Annotated in this window: 16 protein-coding genes and 1 tRNA gene; 7 read left to right on the top strand and 10 right to left on the bottom strand. The window is 55.0% G+C overall.

The features are described 5' to 3' along the window. Window positions 1-61 precede the first annotated feature (61 nt). Window positions 62-727, bottom strand: a complete 666-nt coding sequence (locus ACUIAH_RS01185; RefSeq protein ID WP_445341120.1) for a helix-turn-helix transcriptional regulator — start codon at window positions 725-727, stop codon at window positions 62-64. Between the two features lie 1,326 nt (window positions 728-2,053). Between ACUIAH_RS01185 and ACUIAH_RS01180 the strand changes: the two genes are divergently transcribed. The 6 genes from ACUIAH_RS01180 to ACUIAH_RS01155 all read left to right on the top strand — a co-directional run bounded on the left by ACUIAH_RS01180 (window position 2,054) and on the right by ACUIAH_RS01155 (window position 6,161). Continuing rightward, window positions 2,054-2,230, top strand: coding sequence for a hypothetical protein (locus tag ACUIAH_RS01180; RefSeq protein ID WP_390458303.1), 177 nt, complete (start codon window positions 2,054-2,056; stop codon window positions 2,228-2,230). Between the two features lie 59 nt (window positions 2,231-2,289). After that, window positions 2,290-2,529 (top strand): hypothetical protein, encoded by a 240-nt coding sequence (locus ACUIAH_RS01175; protein ID WP_445341119.1) that lies wholly within the window; start codon window positions 2,290-2,292, stop codon window positions 2,527-2,529. A 1,129-nt stretch (window positions 2,530-3,658) separates the two neighbouring features. After that, a complete protein-coding gene (locus ACUIAH_RS01170) occupies window positions 3,659-3,913 on the top strand; it encodes a helix-turn-helix domain-containing protein (protein ID WP_445341118.1) in 255 nt (84 codons plus the stop codon). A gap of 534 nt (window positions 3,914-4,447) precedes the next feature. Then, on the top strand, window positions 4,448-4,681 hold the full coding sequence (locus tag ACUIAH_RS01165) for a helix-turn-helix domain-containing protein (RefSeq protein ID WP_445341117.1): 234 nt from the start codon (window positions 4,448-4,450) through the stop codon (window positions 4,679-4,681). A gap of 615 nt (window positions 4,682-5,296) precedes the next feature. After that, window positions 5,297-5,539 (top strand): helix-turn-helix domain-containing protein, encoded by a 243-nt coding sequence (locus ACUIAH_RS01160; protein WP_445341116.1) that lies wholly within the window; start codon window positions 5,297-5,299, stop codon window positions 5,537-5,539. Window positions 5,540-5,915: 376 nt separating this feature from the next. Continuing rightward, complete coding sequence (locus ACUIAH_RS01155; protein ID WP_445341115.1) at window positions 5,916-6,161, top strand: hypothetical protein; 246 nt, start codon at window positions 5,916-5,918, stop codon at window positions 6,159-6,161. 1,887 nt (window positions 6,162-8,048) lie between these two features. Here the strand turns inward: ACUIAH_RS01155 and ACUIAH_RS01150 are convergent. Further along, the gene (locus ACUIAH_RS01150) at window positions 8,049-8,369 is read right to left on the bottom strand and encodes a phage antirepressor KilAC domain-containing protein (RefSeq protein WP_445341114.1); all 321 of its coding nucleotides are present in this window, start codon (window positions 8,367-8,369) and stop codon (window positions 8,049-8,051) included. A gap of 1,571 nt (window positions 8,370-9,940) precedes the next feature. Between ACUIAH_RS01150 and ACUIAH_RS01145 the strand changes: the two genes are divergently transcribed. Beyond that, window positions 9,941-10,036, top strand: coding sequence for a hypothetical protein (locus tag ACUIAH_RS01145; RefSeq protein WP_445341113.1), 96 nt, complete (start codon window positions 9,941-9,943; stop codon window positions 10,034-10,036). Window positions 10,037-10,182: 146 nt separating this feature from the next. On the opposite strand, the gene ACUIAH_RS01140 is transcribed toward ACUIAH_RS01145, so the two are convergent. The 8 genes from ACUIAH_RS01140 to argH all read right to left on the bottom strand — a co-directional run bounded on the left by ACUIAH_RS01140 (window position 10,183) and on the right by argH (window position 18,527). Continuing rightward, window positions 10,183-10,259 (bottom strand) — tRNA-Arg (locus tag ACUIAH_RS01140). 106 nt (window positions 10,260-10,365) lie between these two features. Next, a complete protein-coding gene (locus ACUIAH_RS01135; RefSeq protein WP_445341517.1) occupies window positions 10,366-11,094 on the bottom strand; it encodes a TlyA family RNA methyltransferase in 729 nt (242 codons plus the stop codon). Between the two features lie 77 nt (window positions 11,095-11,171). Then, the gene (locus tag ACUIAH_RS01130) at window positions 11,172-11,492 is read right to left on the bottom strand and encodes a hypothetical protein (protein WP_445341112.1); all 321 of its coding nucleotides are present in this window, start codon (window positions 11,490-11,492) and stop codon (window positions 11,172-11,174) included. Window positions 11,493-11,497: 5 nt separating this feature from the next. Continuing rightward, the gene (locus tag ACUIAH_RS01125) at window positions 11,498-12,559 is read right to left on the bottom strand and encodes an HAD-IIA family hydrolase (protein ID WP_445341111.1); all 1,062 of its coding nucleotides are present in this window, start codon (window positions 12,557-12,559) and stop codon (window positions 11,498-11,500) included. Continuing rightward, on the bottom strand, window positions 12,556-14,679 hold the full coding sequence (locus ACUIAH_RS01120) for a helicase (RefSeq protein WP_445341110.1): 2,124 nt from the start codon (window positions 14,677-14,679) through the stop codon (window positions 12,556-12,558). Before ACUIAH_RS01120 ends, ACUIAH_RS01125 begins: the two co-directional genes overlap by 4 nt. 23 nt (window positions 14,680-14,702) lie before the next feature. Next, on the bottom strand, window positions 14,703-16,034 hold the full coding sequence (gene tyrS / locus ACUIAH_RS01115; protein WP_445341109.1) for a tyrosine--tRNA ligase: 1,332 nt from the start codon (window positions 16,032-16,034) through the stop codon (window positions 14,703-14,705). A gap of 222 nt (window positions 16,035-16,256) precedes the next feature. Continuing rightward, window positions 16,257-16,988: an SGNH/GDSL hydrolase family protein gene (locus tag ACUIAH_RS01110; RefSeq protein WP_445341108.1), complete on the bottom strand. Its 732-nt coding sequence runs from the start codon at window positions 16,986-16,988 to the stop codon at window positions 16,257-16,259. Window positions 16,989-17,081: 93 nt separating this feature from the next. After that, window positions 17,082-18,527, bottom strand: a complete 1,446-nt coding sequence (gene argH / locus ACUIAH_RS01105; protein WP_445341516.1) for an argininosuccinate lyase — start codon at window positions 18,525-18,527, stop codon at window positions 17,082-17,084. Window positions 18,528-18,540: the final 13 nt, after the last annotated feature.

Here is an 18,540-nt window from a genome sequence, read left to right as displayed (position 1 = left end):
AAACCAAAATGTGAGATGACCTGTCCTGCAGTAAAGGTGCGATCTGCTTTTCCTATGCAAGTCAGGTCATGCCAAAGATATGAATCAGAATCCAGACGATACCTGCACCCAGAGAAAATCCAACGGCAGAAGTCACACAGAAATAGATGACCGGCCCCACAATCGGATGGGACTTGAACGCCCGGCTGTAGTATCGATTTCCGGGCATGAGCCACTTTCGTTCAAAGCGGGTTCGTTTACTGCGGTCCACTTCCTCGCCAGACAGAAAGGCCTTGATCTCCCGATAGGTCTGCACGTCATTGCGGGCTTTAATCTGCTCGATGTACGCGGCAGCTATGATACCCAAAATGCCCGTTATCAGAACCATGGTGAGCATGGCATACAGAATCACATCTGACTTATTCAACTTCATATAGAGAGCAAATCCGACGATAAGGGTCAAAAACATGAAGACTGTGAGAATTCCACAGACCAAGCCGAGTCGGCGAAGGTTTTTGGTTTCCGAATCAATGCTCTTCTCCATGATGTCGAGATCTCCTTTGATCAGCTGGTCGATGGTCACATCGAAGAGGTTGGACAGGAGGAGCAGGTTCTGCACGTCCGGGTAGGTACGGTCGTTCTCCCAGTTGGATATGGTCTGGCGGGACACAAATATCTTCCCCGCAAGATCATCCTGGGACATGCCCCGCTCCGAGCGATACCGGCGAATCTGATTGCCCAGTTCCATACCCCTGCCACCCGCTTCCCCTGATCATCGTTCGCTAACCGATGTTGGTTGATGACTATGTGCTTGCATCATCGTGACCCGCGCAAGTCCGACCCCCTCAAGCTATCAACCCAACCCCTCACCCAGCAAAAATTCCCCTGCCAAAAGTCTTTGACACCCTCATTTTCAAGGATTATCAGCATGGCTCAACCAAAATGCAGGCTGGATAAGCACCTCAGACGGGTTATCAACGCCACACCAATCACGCTCGCCTCACGTTGCCGATTGCCAAGCCCTATGTATTGTCATGCAATTAGGCCATCCAAAGATAAGAAGGTATAGCCAGTGGGACAAGACCCGGTCATACTCCCCATGATCCACGAACGGCATCGAAGGATTAAGTCAACTGATGTGCTTCACGATTGGAAATCGGCCATCCGCTCCGCGGTAAGACTCGACGGATCCGGTCCGTAGATACTCATGGGTAAGTGGCTTACATACCAAGTCATGACACCGGCATTAGGCAAAACTATAAGAGAGTTCAAAACAAACATGAATTGACCGAGGAGCAGACGGGAATCAACAGCTGCTTCGAAGTGGACAACCAGATGCTCAGCACCATGGTGTCCAGAAACTCCGACCAGGACCTGCACTGTTCTATTCACTGACACAGGCTCTTTGGGTTGATCGAGCTTCACAGCAGCACGTTTCATCGTCTGTGCCAGAGGCTCGAATGCCTCAGAATACAACGGAGTATCCTCCCTGAAAGTCGGTTAAGGAGAGAATTGCAGGATACAGATACGGTTCGGGCCGACTTGGCGTAGGCAACCGCTCCAGAAAACTAGTTGGTGGCATCTAAAGCAGCAACACTGCCCAGCTCGTGATCCCGCACCAAATATCAAGAAATGCACACGCATATCCATCCCTTATCTTTACTTATGCCCTTTGCTCTCAATGCCATCAATCAGCAGGTCATCGAGCCATAAGGCAGGGAGATCCTCTGCCTTCTCAGAACCGGGTAAATGCTTCTTAGCGTTTATCCACGATAACTAAACGCAGCTTCTGCCAGGCTTTAGCACTTTTTAAAGATGAGCGCACGACCGGAGAAGCTTGAACAAAATCTGGTTCGCTCCACCTCATCTACAGTGGCTCCGTAGGTCGAGGGATCATCACAACAACAGACTTCACCTTCTCTGTTCGACACTCGAGTGCCGCGAAATACAACCAATTCGCCGGAAGGACTATGACACCACAGACCTCTACCGATCTGAGGGACGATACGGTTCATGGAACATCATCGCTTTTGCCATCCTTGCCATCGCCACCTTCCTTGGGTGGGGACTGGTGGTGAACTCCTCAGCAAGCTGGCTCAACTGGCAGGGATACCTTCTGGGCCCCATCGGAGGCAAGGACGGAACCTGGGCGGCAGCAAACCTGGGTGTCATCATAGCCCTGGCTGCCGGATTCCTTGGAACGCTCCTGTTCCAGAAGGGCGATATCCGTCGTCAGGAGAGCATCGACTGAAACCGTAAGGGGGTGCAGAGGGATACGCTCCATACTTCACAACAGGAAAAGAAATTATCATGATCAACAATGATGAATGGCCGGTGGTGATTGACCGCCAGGAGGCATTCGCCCACAATGAGTGGTCCCGTTGGGCCTGCTCCGACGGGGCCTACTATCAGACAGACAAGAACTACACCCGTCTCGCCAAGGCATACAGCTACCGCGTCGCCTTACACCAGATACATTGCGCTGTAGCCGCCAAAGGGTGCATGGGTGGAGTACATGAACGAATGGCCGAAATTCCAAGTCCCCTCTGACGATCCCATGTATGACCTCACACCAGAGACCGCCGAGCTCGCCAAGGGGCATCCAATTGTCTTGCTCAGCACTTTCGGCAAGTGGGGACCGGAATTGCAGGCGGCAATAAAGGGATCCCAGAAGATAGCCCTGTGCGGTGTTGCAGACCGCCTTGGCTGCTGCAGACCAAGGCATCGCCGTTTGATTGGCAGCAGATGCCTGCGCCGGATCCACGCCGGAAAACCACGAGCTAGCAATCGATACGATGGCCCTGTTCACACCCCTCATCACCATCACCGACACCGATTCGCTACTGAGAGATCTTCAAACAGACTAACCTTCGGCATTCTTGATACATCTATAGGTAGGGTTCTTTCCTCGCAAGAAGGAAAGAACCCAACCGCATAAACTCATTTGCCGCTGCTCGTCTCATGCGAGCCAACCAGATACTTCGCTTCCCATTGACTTTCCCAGCAGCTCTGAGATAACTATTTTAAGCAGACTGCTCAATTATAAAGACTGTCCGACAACTTATGAGCCCAAGTATCCTTGAAACTTCCCACCTATCAACAACTCTGTTCCTCATCATTAGGCTGTGATAACTCACCACATATAGCGGAAACCCGAAGAACCGGTACCTCTTAGATAGCAAGACAGATATCTATAGCAAATCAACCTAATCTATATCCTCCTCAACAGACAGCTCACTAGGGCCGATGCCCAACTCTATTGCGCTATTCTTGTCGCATGGTCAGGAATAGCGAGCTACCCGAAATGGACCCGTTCTCACAGTTGATATCCGCATCAATCAAGGACCTGGCGACAAGAAGGCGGATGTCGAACGCCTATATAGCAAGGCAAATCAGCAAATCTCCAACCTATGTGTCGCTACGCATCAGAGGTCTTGACGCATGGGATACGCACGATCTGAATGCACTTGCGCACCTTTTCGGTTACACAAACGGCTTTAGTATTATAGACGAAGCTCGCGGACTGTCAGATTCCAACAAGGCGAACTGAACAGCAGTCTCTACTCCATATGACTTTATCCTTTGAAAAACGAGTTGCGAAAACGTATGCTCTCTTGTTTTATGGGCACTGACAGGGCAGTTGCCACGATGTAGGCGTATACATGCGATAATCTATCGTATGTCAAGGAAGCAGAAATTCCCTGGAACGAGTAGCGCCTCTAAGGTCGTTGCTGATTACATAAACCAGTTGGCAAAAGCAAGATGTGCCAAGCAAACAGACTTAGGGAGAGTCCTCGGGAGATCACAGTCCTATGTTCAAACTCGTTGTTCTGGACTGCAATCATGGTCCTTGGACGACATTGATGCGCTGGCCAAGTACTTTGGCTTCCCTAACGCCTTTGCCTTACTTGATAAAGCCAGAGGTATCCAATGAAATAATCGCGAGCCAGCCCCCACCCATACAGAAAGAATCATGTTTACCACGAACTGCAATCAAGGCTCGTCCAAAGCGCTACGGGTACGCAGAATCTTGAAAGACCTGTCTGACGATGGACTAGTGGAAAAGTGAGGCTTGAATACCCAGACTATCTACCGCATGTTTGGTGCAAAACAAGACATTACAGTTGAGCTTCTCTCCAAGATCGCACAAGCCCTGCAAGTCTCACTGGCCCGCATCATAGAAGACACGGAGAAGATAATAGAAAAGCAACAGTAACCAGAGACTGCGGCAAGTCGGAAGACTGAATTACACCTCGTTAATTTGAGTTTGCTTATCCCGCAACGACAGAACTGGGGCGCTTGAAGTCCAGGGCCCATTTTGCGAATGTCAAAACCCGGCCCGCCGAAACGAATAAGCTGCGCCTTCGGATACCGAGATCATACACACTGCCTGGTAATAATGTGCGAATCACTGTCGCTAGCTTCTTTTAATTACCTCTGCAGACTGCTTCAGGGTATACTCACATTCATGGGGAACGGTAAGCATCAATCCAACGATCGACTCACCGCATATCTCAGAGATACCATGAAAGCTAAAGGTGTCACACAAGCAGATATGGCTATTGCATCAAACCGTTCACAGTCTTATATTGCGAAGCATCTGATGGGTGCAGCCACATGGCGACTAGATGACGTGGAGGCCATTGCCCCGCTGTTCGGCTATCCGAATGTTCTTTCGTTCATGGCGGCCGCACTGTGTTGATGAGGGCATCCGCTCCGACAAGGACATCCACGTTTATCTTCACAAGTGTATTAGATCGTTCTATAGCGAGCGGTTTACACTTAACCCGGAAGAAAGATGCTTCCAGATGCGCGCCCATGGCCAGATATGTAACTGAGAGTTTTCTACTCATTGATTTCTTTATCTTTCGTCACCACCACGCAATAGTGAATGAAGGAGATACGCACAGTGTACCTGTGCCCTATGCCGTCCAGAGAACTCGCTCCCACCCATCTAATATGCCTGACAGTACTAGTAAGAAGTTGCCCAGTCCGAGCCCTGACCGAAGGCGACTGTCCTGCTCGCAGTTTGCAATCAATGCTCATAACGGTCCGCATAACCATGAGACTCGGCTCTCTGACAGACAGTTTCAAAGTCACGGAAACACATATCGATCGCCTAGTTACGCTCTCAATTCTGCAAGCACTGAGTTTCACAGCGCCACCTCACGCGATTTCAAACGCAATACAATATGTGGGCACCATGCCATACCGTAAAATTGTCAAAAATCTTTGAGCACTTCTATCCAATCGCATTTAATTAACAGCTGTCAGCAATTCAGATCTAGTCTTCAATTTCGATAGTATTGTATGGGTCATGAACTTTAATCAAGCAACAGCCAAGGCTCTTCATGCTGCCAGAGCAGTCAACGGAATTACGTATGACGAGCTAGCAAAGAAAACAGGAATGAACGTACAAGCCATCTATCGTTTGTTTGGAGCAAAAGGCGAGATAAAAGTAAGTCAGCTTGCATCGTTAGGAAAAGCTATGGGCCTCACTCCCTCTCAGATCATGGAGGACGCACAGCGCATCTTGGAGCGCAGCAAAGTTAAGAACTAGCCGGAACATCCGAGCTTCATAGAAAGTACCGACAGCGCACAGCTTCTTTCTCCGGTATTTGTATGGAGAAGACGGGATTCAGCGGCAGCAAGCTATGCAGTACTGTTGTCTGTACATTTTGTTGAAACGCCAGCTGATTGGATAAAACACTCATCCCAACCCGTCACCCTGCCAAATCGATATAGGTCATCCGCTACTCTTGCTAGGCAGACGCCAGCGATAAAGAATGACCATCTCGCTTTGCCGACAACTCAAATAAGGTATTAGTACAGACGCGCTCATTTAATCAAACTACCTTGACCCGCGACAAATTCTTTATATGAGTTACTTTGTAAATCAGCCAACTGTTTCACCCTGTAGGTGATAAATTTCTGATATGGATACTAAACCTGGCCGAACAGATAGAGCAATTTCTGAGTATGTGCGCTCTGCCATGAAGCAAAAGCGAATCACTCAAATGCAAATAACCTTCAAAATAGGTCGTAAAGCCCAATCTTACGTAAGCAACAGGCTGAACGGCAAGTATTCTTGGAACATCAGCGATTTGGATACCATTGCTCCGATGCTTGGTTTACCAAACGCCTTATCACTTATAAGCATCGCTGTCGGGTATGCAGTGTAGACAATCTCGCCATATCTTCCGGTTCTCACGATCTTTATTCGCCACGATTACCAACACTGAGGCTCGGCTAGTTTGACCTAAATGACCGGCTTCTTTCAATGCCCAAGCAGATATACTCATGTCACAGCAATGACTTCGCAAATTGTACACGATTCAACATTTTTGCCACGCGTCTTAATGCCCCAGATAACCGATGACGAGAGAAACAACCCTCTTCGTCTCTCGCGCCGCAGACCTGCCGGGGACTCCGCTAGGATTCGGCAACGCGAAACGCCACATACATTCTGAACTGCTTACTATATTTCATCTGTTTCTCACCAGTGAATTTCCTGCCTCGACGCTCTTTTAGAATCTAAAGGCTGTATAGCACCAGTGGAACAACCCCTTTCTTCATTTTTCCGACTCTATATAGCGCCCTTCCTTCTTTCTAAACCTTATAGGGATCAGAATTGGTTCAGCTAGCAGTCTAGGCAATCCAAACCCTCGCACATTCAACACCCGTTACATCTTGACGTGCAATGAACAACGTTCTCTCTCCGAGTACTTATGTCGTCTAAACCATGTTCTTAACGAGCAGTATGACTTCCGCACAAGGATCTGAACAGCAGTAAAGAATCCCACTCATCATCCAATTGCTGGGGTCACTTAGATACGAGTAGCAATGACAGTTACGGAAAACCGCAAACACAAAGAGGATAACTCTTACAGTCTAAAAGAGCTACAGTGCGTCCATGCCTAGAAGAAGATACCCATGGACTGTAGTAGATTATGCTGCGGCCCTGAACGTGGCTGAAATGATGTCAGCCAAGCAATTGACACTCTACGACATAGTAAAGATGTCAGACGGACAACTGCGTTACAGCCGCATACGAGATATAAAAAATGCGGATAAAGCTCCCGTCAGAATCAGCGAGTTCGTGCTAATCTGCGAGATTGCCGACTACTCTCCAATAAAGATGTTCGCAAAGGTCTGCCAAGATGCTCGGAGTATACGCTGCGGTTATCTGGCACCAGTATGGCCACGCCCGGATGGGGAGCTTCTGAAGCCAACGCAGGAGGAATTGACACGCCCCCCTACGCTCAAGGACCGACTCATTGTGCAACCCACTTCTGTTCAAGAAAACCTAGAGCAGAAACTTCATACCATGGAAAAGAAATAAGCTCAGAACTACTTGTCGTCTAGTTCAGTTGCTCTCTGCAGCACAGGCACACGATCTTACACATCGCCATATCTTCTGTTTCCTTAGCTCGACACACCCTGATTCAATAACGGATGGCGAAAAGCAGAGATGAGCCGTCCCAGTCGAAGTAGGCCACACCCCAAGTCCAATTATTAAGCCAATTCACAGTTGCCCGTCTCATCTCTTTCACAGATACCTACAACACAGCCTTAGATTCGATGGCCTTATAGCAACCCAATTATCTTTATCTATGCGTTTTATACGTTCTGTGTCTATGTCGACGCACCAACTCCGAAGCAAGCGAGGCATCTGCCGCCGCTGTAAACGATCCAACAGGGCACTCATGCGAATTGGTTTAGCCCGCATACTTGGATCCGACATTGGGCATGCACCTACTTTCCATACTATTCCAGCAGTGCAGCTGCGTTCTTTTGCAGATGACAATCGAGATCAGGGGGGGGGGGGGGGGGATTTCCTTCCTCGCGAAGAATGAAACAAGTCAAACAGGGTATAGATTTGACAGAAATCGGCCGGCCTGCCCTCGCGCAGGTCCATAGGTGCTGTGACAATTTCCATGAATAGGTATTGCCCTTATTACGGTCAAAGCATAAATCTCTATTGCCTTGGCAACCAAACTCGAAGACACTCTCGCCAGGGCAGACAATCATTGTCGACTAGCCGCGATTAATCTAATAGAGTTATGTAACTAGACTCTGTCTTGAATTCCCAAGAAGTGGACAACAAAATACTCCTGCCCGCGACTTCTAATTTTTGCAGTCTTATTGACCGTAATACGTTTGTCGGAGTGAACCACCGTTGTCTTCTTCACGGTGAACAGTCCGAGATTCATGTACTTCTGAGTAGGCATATTCCTCGCGCTGCTGGTTTTCTTTAAATATCCCTGATTCCGCATCCATGCAAAAAGACATGTAACATTAATGTTCACACCATCCTCTTTGAGTATCTTTAACAGATCTCCCACGATGATGTCCGTGCGCGAAGCGGCAACAGCATCAGCGAATAACATCTTTGGACGCTGAGCAACTACCTGCCGTTCAGCCTCAGCCTAAACCTTTTCCGCCTCTTGCAATGCTTTGCCCAAGTGAATCGGATAACATGGAGCTTACAAAGTACCCACAATCTCTTCAGGTACCTTGAAAGCGCCATGGCTTCGAACATACAGAAGTATCTCATGCGCTACTCAGTGCCAGAACTCTCGAGCTTTCAGTTTGTCTACCCTAAGCACAATCTCATACAACCCAGACTCGTTGACCAGGTTGACTGGCTTGTTGTAGTTCGGTCCTAACTCTGCGTTAAGGTCCACCTAGGTTGCCTCATCAGTATCCAGACATTGCACCACATGACCTGGTTTTGACAGACCAAGTACGTCGCAAATAATATGCTTGAGCACCAGCTAGGTCTCGCTAGTCTCGTGGGTTATTGTCTTTTTCTCGCTGGCCTTTGAAATCAAAGAGCTACATAATATAATCTGAAATTGTTTTCTCTTGCTGTGCCGCTCGCCATAGTTACCACTGCAGCTTTTAATTTAATTTGGGTTATGTGAGCACACATAGCTAATAGGATTTTGCTTATCATATTGCTTTGCTTGGCGACAATAATTGACTGCTCTAATGCATAAATGCTTGAAGTGTTTTCGTTAGCTTTGGTAGCCAATTGAGATCGATTAAGCTATCTAGCAAACAGTTAGGCAGCAAATATCCTGGTATGCCCGATGATTCGGGTATAACGGTGCCCGCACACTCTTGAGCCCATAGTGTTGCACGAATCCATGCAACCATCAACCGGTAAGGGCCAATAATGCACATAACCTAATTATGACTCTTATTTATGCTCAAAAGTTAGTAATGAGATCATATTTTATTTTTTTACCGTTATATGAGTCCAAACTCGTTGTCTATCAAATATTATGGGAACCATGGGAAAGCAAAGAATAGGAATGAGCGACTTTGGATTGCGAGTAAGCAAGTCCATAAGGGCCGGCATGGGCATACGCAGGATATCTGGACGGGCCCTCGGATTGCAGATAAACAGAAGCTCTTCCTATGTGCGAGCTAGGATCAATGACGAAAAGGAATGGGCAGTATCAGACATTGAACGCATTTGTAATGCCTGGGACATCACACCGGATCAACTCCTTAATCAATAATTGATTCACTCATACCCATTGCCCGAGTCAGCGTTTGATCTGTCTCATATATAAAAGCCTGAGGTTATTGCTTGCTGATCTTGCCATAGAGCAAGCCCCCACCCCCCTCAGGCGCTTAGCGGTATCCGAGGCGAACACATTACACCGTCTCGTGATTACATGATTTTCTTTAGCGGCGTACACCACTCAATAGAAGACCGGCCAGGCATCCGCAGCCATGCCCAAAGAGTACAAGTTGGTACCGTCCAAGGCTAAGTCGTATTTCAACATGATGTACATGAGTAAGCAGGGGTCTACTCACAGCCGACCAGTCAGGTAGACTTAAGATCGGTTCAAGCCCGCAGCCACACAGTATGCCATCGACAACTTTCAGGCGGACTATAACGCCAACCACCCAGACCAGGGCTAAGTCTTATCAGAAGACGATTGACATGAGTCCTGAAGCAATCCGTACACAGCTGGCCAACGAGCTCAAACAGTTCCCTGACGACGAAGTCGACAACGCCATGCAGCACCTTAATCAATAGACACCGCAGCCTGCATACAGTCCAGCTTCGTCTGGGCTTTTTTGCAAGGACTTTTGCCACACAGATGTCACACAAAATAGTGTTTCAGACGATTTTCCCGAGTAATGGAAAAGCCCCGCAGCCGTTGCGGCTGTAGGGCTTTCGTGTGGTGCGCCAGACAGGATTCGAACCTGCAACCTGCTGATCCGTAGTCAGCTGCTCTAATCCGTTGGGCTACTGGCGCATGTCATCTTGACGAGGAACTCGTTTTTGACAACTCATTTATACTACCGCAATTGTGGATTCTGTCCAGCCTGGTGTGTCGCGAAGGAAGCGGGAAACCACAGCCTTCAGGCCGACTGCAGCCAAGACAGCCAGAGCAGATATTCCACGTTGCCGTGGGCTCCGGTTATCGGCGATGGCATGGTAGCTCGGACAGCAAATCCATGCTCACGTGCACAGGCCAAGACGCGCTCCAACGCCTCGTGCCTGCGATCCTCGTCCGTCACAATGCCATGATGGCCCAGCAGACTGCGTCCGACCTCGAACTGGGGCTTGACCAGCAACAGGCAGTTGGCAGCAGGCGCCAGCAAGGCAGGGAGGACGGGAATGACATAGGTCAGCGAGATGAAGGACACATCCGAGACCACATATTCCGGACGATACGGCAGGTCTCCCGACTGGACTTCGCGTATGTTGACACCGCTCATGTCAATCACTCTAGGATCAGCGGCAATCCGACCCAACAACTGTCCATGGCCCACATCAAGGGCGATAACTCGCCTTGCGCCATGTCTGAGCAGAACGTCAGTGAAGCCGCCTGTGGAAGCCCCGATATCGATGCAGAGCCTGTCCTGCGGATCGGGCATCCCCTGCGTTGTAAAAGTCGTCAGGGCGCCCTCCAACTTCAGCGCTCCCCGGGAGGCATAGTCATCGCCCGGGTCCAGAAGGATTACATCGCCAGGCTGAACGCTCTGAGCAGGTCTTGAAGCCAGATGATCGTTGACCGAGACTCGGCCCTGCCGAATCAGCGCCTGGGCTCTGGCACGCGAATCTGTGAGTCCCTGTGCAGGCAGGATACGGTCAAGCCGGTCGCGGGTGTGGGCTACAGTCCTTCGACGACCGTCCCCAGCGCTGACGACTGTGTCCTCATCGTTCACTTGCCCTCCCGGTTCAGGTCCTGCTGGAGCCCGGTCAGCACCTTGCCGAGCAGCTCAACCTGTTGGGCATCATCCAGATCATCCAATTCCGCCAATTCAGGGAAACGTTCCAAAAGAGGTGCCATGGCCTGCTTATCCATGGGCTCTTCGGGTGCTGAGGCAGTCGTATCCTCGTCATCTGCCTGAGAGGACCGTCCAGAACGCTCAGACTCTACAGGCTGCCCGGTCTGGCCGGACTGCTCAGGTAGCCCGTAGTGATTGGATTCCTGGGATAGTCCACTCGCTCCCAGCTGTCCGGGCTTGACCTCTTCCGACATGGCCGCTATGCCCCTACGACGAAGGCGGGCAGATCCAGCGCGTCCATGTCTCCACCACGATCCTGGTACTCCCAGAGCGCACAGGCGCAGGCTCGCACAGCATCCAGATCGGACAGGGGATCGCCGCCACCCTCAAGAGCATGCAAAGTGACATGCCCGTCGTCATCCACCTTTGCGGTTTGGCCTCCGCAGTGCCAGGTCTGGTCGGCCTCCTTACTGGGCTGGGGTTGCGGCGCAGTGAGGCCACGCAGGTCTTCAGCCAGATAGGTTGGCCGCCATTTGGCCGGTGCAGTCAGAATGGCGGGTGTTCGGGCCACTCCCGTCAGGACGAGCATGGAGTCGTACCCGCCCCGGTTGGCTGCCTCGATGTCGGTGTCCAGACGATCGCCCACGGGCAGGCATCGGTCAATGTCCAAGATCTTCTGGTCGCCGGCCAAGAGCTGCCGAGCCTCATCGTACATGGCCGATTCCGGCTTCCCGGCCGAATCCTCCGGTTGCTTGCCAGTAGCCAGAATCACCGCTTGAAGCATGGCCCCGTTCCCGGGTGCCATGCCACCTTCGCGGGGCAGGGTCTGATCCTTGTTGGTAGTGAAGTAGCGTGCACCGCCTTCGATGGCAAAGGAGGCCTGGGCCAGGTCCTGCCAGCTCAGCTCGGGATACCAGGCCTGAATGACGGCCTCTGGCTTATCTGCAGCCTTGCCTACCGGCACCATTTTGTTGCGGCGGATCTGATCACGTAGATGATCGGATCCGATGACCAGCACCCTAGCGCCCTCCTGCAGGTGTCGGCGCAGCATTCGTGCGGCGACAACGGCGGAGGTGATGACCTGGCCATCGTCCAGGGTCAGACCGAACCCGCGCAGCTGATCGGCCACTACATGGGGAAACCGGGATGCATTGTTGGTGGTGTAGGCCATGCGCATGCCGAGCGTCTGAGCGCGGTCGATGCCCTCGGCAGCATGCTCGACAGGGTCAGCGCCCCGGTAGACCACCCCGTCCAGGTCCAGCAGGGCCAGACGGTAGGTCTTTGCCGGAGCGTCATCAGTTCCTTTGAGGAAGACGGTCACGATTCAGCCCTGTTTTCATCAGACGTATCGGACTCCTTGACCTGCTCATCATTGGTCTGTTCGTTTTCATGATCGAAAGTGTCTGCCTCGGATCCTGCATTCAGGACAGCCGTGTCGGTTTCGTCACTGCTCTGGTCGCTTTGAGAGCCATCGTCCGAAGTTTGCCCATCAAGGCGAGAGGGCTCTTCCCCGTATTGCTCCACAGCGTCTGACGATTTCTGCATTCCGGATTCCGGCATTTCGGATGCCGGCATTTCGGATGAACCCGCTGAGTCGGACGAACCAAGTGAATCGGCTGCGTCGGATGTATCGGTCGAATCGGATGAACCAGCCGAATCAGATGAGCCACCTGTGTCAGTTGAGTCCGCTGAATCGTTCGAACCTACTGATTCAGAAGATTCCTCAACCTTGCTGTCATCGGCACCCTGATCAGATACATCGGTGACATCAGACTCGGCGGCCTCAGTCTCAGCTTCAGCCTCATCCGAGTCATCCTCGCCGCCATCCGGGTCGATGGAGAGATCCTCCATCATGGCCGAATCCAGGTGCTCCAGGTCGTAGTCGATCAGGATCTCCTCGGACTGTCCGTCCTTCTGGCCATCCTCGTCCTCATCCTCGTCGGCATACTCCGTTTCCAGCCGATCCAGCAGGGGTTCCAGCTCAAGGGCCTCCTGGCTGCGACCAGCCTGTTCGAGGAAGTTCTGCTCGGCCTGCACGGCACGCATCCGGTAGTCGCCGCTGAGCCCACGAGCCTTGGCCAGGGCCTGAACGGTCTCGATGGCCTTGTCCCACAGGCCCAGATCGCCCAAGGCTCCGGCATAGACCAGGAACATCTCCGCCTTGGACTCGCCCTGGAGCTGGCTGCCCTCCTCAGAGGTGGCCTCCTCAATGGCCTTGCGGGGATTGCCCAGACCACGCTCGCAGTCGGCGATGAAGGGCAGATAATCGGAATAGCCGTTCATGCGGTGTGCAGTGCGGAACTCCTTCAAGGCAAGCTTGTAGTCGCCTTGACGGTAAGCCACCAGGGCCAGCGTCTCACGAGCGAGATCGATCCGCGAGGCCTGCCGGGCAGCCCACTTGGCATGAGCCAGAGCCCCCTGGGGATCGGTCTCCTCCAGCGCGTAGGCGGCCAGGATGTGCAAACCGATGTTCTCGGCATGCTCCTTGCTCAGCCCGCGCAGACGCAGACGGTCATCCTTGGAGAGCATGGACCATTCAAGGCCCTTGGGCATCTTGGGCTCGCCAGGCCGGCGATCCGTGTAGGGGTTCTGAGAGGGATAGGAGATGGTCCCGTCTGAGTTGCGGCGACCGCGGTCATAGCCATTCTGGCGGTCACGCTGATAGGTCCCGCGGCGGTCGTCATGGCGACGGTCATCGCGGCCACGCTGGCCCTGGTAGCGGTCGCCCCGATAGCCGCCTTGACGACGGTCGTCACGGGAACGGTCGCCGTAGGAGCGGTTGCCGTAGGGACGGTTCCCATGTGAACGGTCTTGACGTGGACGATCATCCCGCGAGCGGTTGTTCCATGGACGATCCCCGCCGGACCGCTCATCCTGCCGACGATCAAACCTCCGGTCGTCACCCCGACGGCGGTCTCCGTGGAAGCTCTGACCACGATCACGGTCACGGTCATGCCGCTGGTAGCCGCGACCGGAACGACGTTCGCCATACCCCGACCTACCGTGGTCGTTGTCATGATCACGATGCCCGTATCCGCCATGCCCATTGGCATGGAAATCACGACGTGGACGGTCGCCATCCTGTCGACGGCCGTGGCGATCCTGGTCGGAATCCTTGCGGAAGCCGCCGTGGCCATCCTGACGGTCATGCCTGTATCCGCGATGGTCGCGGTCGAACCGATCGTGCCCGCGCCCGCGGAAGGGCCGCTGTCCATTCCTGCCCTCGGAACGACGCTCTTCGCCGCCCTCGCCGTCATGGTTGTGGAAGTTGCCGGAGCGGTGACCTCCCGAACGATAGCCTCCTGAGCGGTATCCGCCCGAGCGCGAACCGCCCTTGTGGAAGCCCGAAGAGCGATGGCCGCCCGACCGGAAGCCTCCTGGGCGCGAACCGCCCCGGCCCCGTCCGCGATCGCCCCGGGAATAATTGTGTTCTTCTGCCATCAGTGTCCTTAATTCCTGCGTTCCTACTTGCCGGCCCGACGCTCAAGTGCGCCCAGGGCCTTCTTTCCTCTGCGAACCAGGGCGAAGCGCCCATGCAGAAAGTCCTTGTTATCCAAAACCTGATCCGGATCCTCGACCCGCTGGTTATTCAGGTAGAAACCGCCTGAGGCCACAGTCTTGCGCGCCTCGGAGACCGAACGGAAGAGCCCGGCCGCAACACCGGCCTCCACCAGACGCTGACCCTGACTGGCTGCGGGCAGAGCTCGCCCGCCTTGACCATCATCGACCTTGAGCCCGTCCAGAGCGGAATCCAGCACATCCTCGTCCAGCTCCTCCAGGGTCTTGCCGCGGCCGAAGAGGGCGCCCGAGGCATCGATGGCCCCCTGGGCGGCATGCTCGCCGTGCACATAGGAGGTCACCTGCCATGCCAGGACCTTCTGGGCCTCGCGCGCCCCCGGATCCTGGGCGGTCCTCTCCTCCAGACGCTCAATCTCGGCCTTGGGCAGGAAGGTGAAGGTCTTCAGCAGCTTGACCACCTGGTCGTCAGGCTGGTTGAACCAGAACTGGTAGAAGCGGTAGGGGCTGAACATGGTGGGATCCAGCCAGACCGCGTTGCCCTCGGACTTGCCGAACTTCTTGCCCTGGGAATCGGTGATCAACGGGCTGGTCATGACGTTGACGGAGGCATTGCGCACCTTGCGGATCAGGTCCAGGCCGCTGGTCAGGTTCCCCCACTGGTCGCTGCCGCCCAGCTGCAGACTGCATCCGTAGCGGTCGAAGAGCTCCAGGAAGTCGTTGCCCTGGAGCACCTGGTAGCTGAACTCGGTAAAGGAGATGCCCTCGTCGGAGTCCAGACGGCGGGCCACCGTGTCCTTGGCCAGCATGGTGCCCATGCGGAAGTTCTTGCCCACATCGCGCAGGAAGTCGATGGTGCTCATGGAACCGGTCCACTCATAATTATTGACAAACCGGACGGGATTCTCGCCTTCGGTATCCAGGAAGCGCCCGATCTGGCCACGCAGACGCTCGGTCCACTCGGCCACGGTCTGTTTGGGATTCAGCGTGCGCTCCCCCGACTGCCGAGGGTCGCCGATAAGCCCGGTGGCCCCGCCCACAACGGCGATGGGATGCAGACCGGCCGCCTGCAGGTGGCGCATGTTGAGCAGCTGGACCAGATTGCCCACGTGCAGTGAGGGGGCCGTGGGGTCGAATCCGCAATAATAGGTCACCGAGGGGTCGGCCAGCACCTTCCTGAGCTCGGACTCGTCCGTGCACTGGGCAATGAGACCGCGCCACTTGAGTTCGTCGAAAAGCGAGTCGAAACCCGCCTGCCTGAAATCGGTGACCTGCGACATGAGAGGCTACTCCCTATCGAATATTTGATGAATGTATGCTAAACCCTACTATTCTTGCAACAGATACCGACACGGCAGAGCCCCGGACTGCCGCAGACAAGGCCTCACAAAACCAGAATCCCCAGGGGACGAGACCAGATTAATCACTGTGAATCGACCACTGCGGATTGGCGATTGACGGCCGACTGCTTTGGCCAGGGCGGAGCGACTACCGTATCAAATTCAGGAATGCGCAGACACAGACAACTGATTGATCAGGTCTTGAGGGATGTGGTCGACCACGCAGGCGGCCATGCGCCGGTAACCTTCAACCCCCGGATGGAAGTGATCGATGCCCCAGAAGTCGGGTCGATCGGTACCGACATCGTCGCGGGTGGCATCCACGAAGGGCACCGAGGCCTCTTGACAGACCTGACGGCTGGTCTGCGTCTGGCGGGCTATCCGACGCTCAACCTCTGCCCTGAGCGCCCGGCCCAGGGCAGGATCCCGATAGAGCTGACCGGAGCTGAGGACCAGCACCTGACGGCCCTTGTTTTGGGCCAGCTCGATGCTGGCTGCCAGGTCATCCCGCCACTGCTCGTCGGTGCGGTTGGCCATGATGTCGTTGGAACCTGCACACAGAACCAGCAGATCAGGATGGTCCTGCAGAGCGGGCAGGAACCGGTAGCGCACCCTGCGGATGGTGGCCCCCAGCCGACCCTGGGTCGACCAGGATACCGGACGCCCCAGCCGGGCGGCCAGGCAGGCGGCTATATCGGGGACGAAGCCCTGGCTCTGGTCCTTCACCCCGCAGCCGACTGCCATGGAGTCGCCCACCACCAGCATGGTCAATGGCTCCAGGTCGCGGCCTTGGTCCGGAGGCGAGCACAACCCCTGGCGGGAACCGGGCGGCTCCTTGGCCAGAGTGATGTGCTGCTTGGCCCACCAAGCCTGGACCAGTGCCACCGGATTCATGATCGCCGCCGCCTTTCGCCGTTTACTCTTCCTCTTGAAGAATTGCCGTTGGGCATTCTAACGCGGCCACCGGTCCGGCGGAGACCAGAAACTTCACCTGGGAGGATGGTAGGCAGGCCCGTCAGACTGTGAGTCGGCGAAAGCCTTCAGCTCCTCCAGCGCATGTGCAGCCTGGCCCATCTGCTCCTTGACCCTCTCCGGTGCGGTGCCCCCCTGGCCCCGGCGAGCGCGCACGGCTCCCCCGGCGGTCAGGACCGAGCGGACCTGAGGAGCCCGATCGGCGGGCACCCAGTCAGCGAAGACCCTGGCGAAGTCGTCATCATCCAGGTCGGCCAGCTCGCAGCCACGACCCTCGGCCAGCTTGACGCAGGCCCCGGAGAGTTCGTGGGCATGCCGGAAGGGTACCCCTTGCCTGACCAGCCACTCGGCCAGGTCGGTGGCCAGGGCGAATCCTGTGGGGGCCTGCTCCTCCAGGCGGTCCTTGTTGAAGGTCAAGGTGGCGACCATGCCGGCAAAGGCGGGCAGCAGGACCTCCAGGGTGTCCACCTGATCGAAGACCGCCTCCTTGTCCTCCTGCAGGTCGCGCGCATAGGCCGTCGGCAGCCCCTTGAGGGTGGTCAATAGGCCTGCCAGATCCCCGACCAGTCGACCGGCCTTGCCGCGAGCCAGCTCAGCCACATCGGGATTCTTCTTCTGGGGCATGATGGAGGAACCGGTCGAGTAGCCGTCGTCCAGGCGGACGAAGGCAAACTCCTGGGTGTTCCAGATGATGATCTCTTCGGCCAGCCTGGACAGGTCCACGCCGATCATGGCGGCGACGAAGGCGAACTCGGCCACCACATCCCTGGCAGCAGTCCCGTCGATGGAGTTGGCGCAGACCCGGCTGAAGCCCAGATCCCGGGCCACCGGTAGGGGATCCAGACCCAGGGTGGTGCCGGCGAGCGCGCCAGATCCATATGGGCTGGCATCGGCACGCTGGTCCCAGTTTCTCAGGCGTTCCAGGTCACGGATCAGGGGCCAGACATGGGCCATGAGCTGGTGGGCCAGCAGGACGGGCTGGGCGTGCTGCATGTGGGTGCGGCCCGGCATGACCGTGGTCCCCGCCGCCCGGGCCTGATCCATCAGAGCCTGGGCCGTGCGCAGCAGATCCTTGGCCAGCACCCGGGCGTGGCGGCGCAGCCAGATCCGAATCAGGGTGGCAATCTGATCGTTGCGCGAGCGCCCGGCCCGCAGCTTGCCGCCCAGCTGGTCCCCCGCTATGTCGATCAGGCCGCGCTCCAGGGCCGTGGCCTCGTCCTCATCACCAGGTTCAGGGGCGAAAGCGCCGGAGTCCACCTGGTCCTGGAGCTCATCCAGGGCCTGTTCCATACTTGCCAGCTCGCCATCGTCCAGCAGTCCAGCACGGTTGAGGGCACGTGCGTGGGCCCGGGAACCGGCCAGGTCGTCGTCGGCCAGACGCCAATCGAACTGGGTGGATCGGCTGAGCTCGACCAGCGCCGGCGAGGGCCCGCTGCTGAAGCGCCCGCCCCAGAGGGCCATGGGCTTGTCGCCG

The organism is Bifidobacterium sp. ESL0820, assembly GCF_052606235.1.
Note: the sequence above shows the minus strand (reverse complement) of the source record. Positions and strands in the feature narration are given on the sequence as shown.

Bases quoted from the DNA above. Each gene is read 5' to 3' on its own strand.
- ACUIAH_RS01150 (WP_445341114.1), bottom strand. From the start codon at position 8,369: ATGTTATTCGCTGATGCTGTTGCCGCTTCGCGCACGGACATCATCGTG.
- ACUIAH_RS01175 (WP_445341119.1), top strand. From the start codon at position 2,290: ATGATCAACAATGATGAATGGCCGGTGGTGATTGACCGCCAGGAGGCA.
- ACUIAH_RS01185 (WP_445341120.1), bottom strand. From the start codon at position 727: ATGGAACTGGGCAATCAGATTCGCCGGTATCGCTCGGAGCGGGGCATG.
- ACUIAH_RS01120 (WP_445341110.1), bottom strand. From the start codon at position 14,679: ATGGCAGAAGAACACAATTATTCCCGGGGCGATCGCGGACGGGGCCGG.
- ACUIAH_RS01130 (WP_445341112.1), bottom strand. From the start codon at position 11,492: ATGTCGGAAGAGGTCAAGCCCGGACAGCTGGGAGCGAGTGGACTATCC.
- ACUIAH_RS01170 (WP_445341118.1), top strand. From the start codon at position 3,659: ATGTCAAGGAAGCAGAAATTCCCTGGAACGAGTAGCGCCTCTAAGGTC.
- argH (WP_445341516.1), bottom strand. From the start codon at position 18,527: ATGGCCCTCTGGGGCGGGCGCTTCAGCAGCGGGCCCTCGCCGGCGCTG.
- ACUIAH_RS01110 (WP_445341108.1), bottom strand. From the start codon at position 16,988: ATGAATCCGGTGGCACTGGTCCAGGCTTGGTGGGCCAAGCAGCACATC.
- ACUIAH_RS01155 (WP_445341115.1), top strand. From the start codon at position 5,916: ATGGATACTAAACCTGGCCGAACAGATAGAGCAATTTCTGAGTATGTG.
- ACUIAH_RS01160 (WP_445341116.1), top strand. From the start codon at position 5,297: ATGAACTTTAATCAAGCAACAGCCAAGGCTCTTCATGCTGCCAGAGCA.
- ACUIAH_RS01145 (WP_445341113.1), top strand. From the start codon at position 9,941: ATGAGTCCTGAAGCAATCCGTACACAGCTGGCCAACGAGCTCAAACAG.
- tyrS (WP_445341109.1), bottom strand. From the start codon at position 16,034: ATGTCGCAGGTCACCGATTTCAGGCAGGCGGGTTTCGACTCGCTTTTC.
- ACUIAH_RS01165 (WP_445341117.1), top strand. From the start codon at position 4,448: ATGGGGAACGGTAAGCATCAATCCAACGATCGACTCACCGCATATCTC.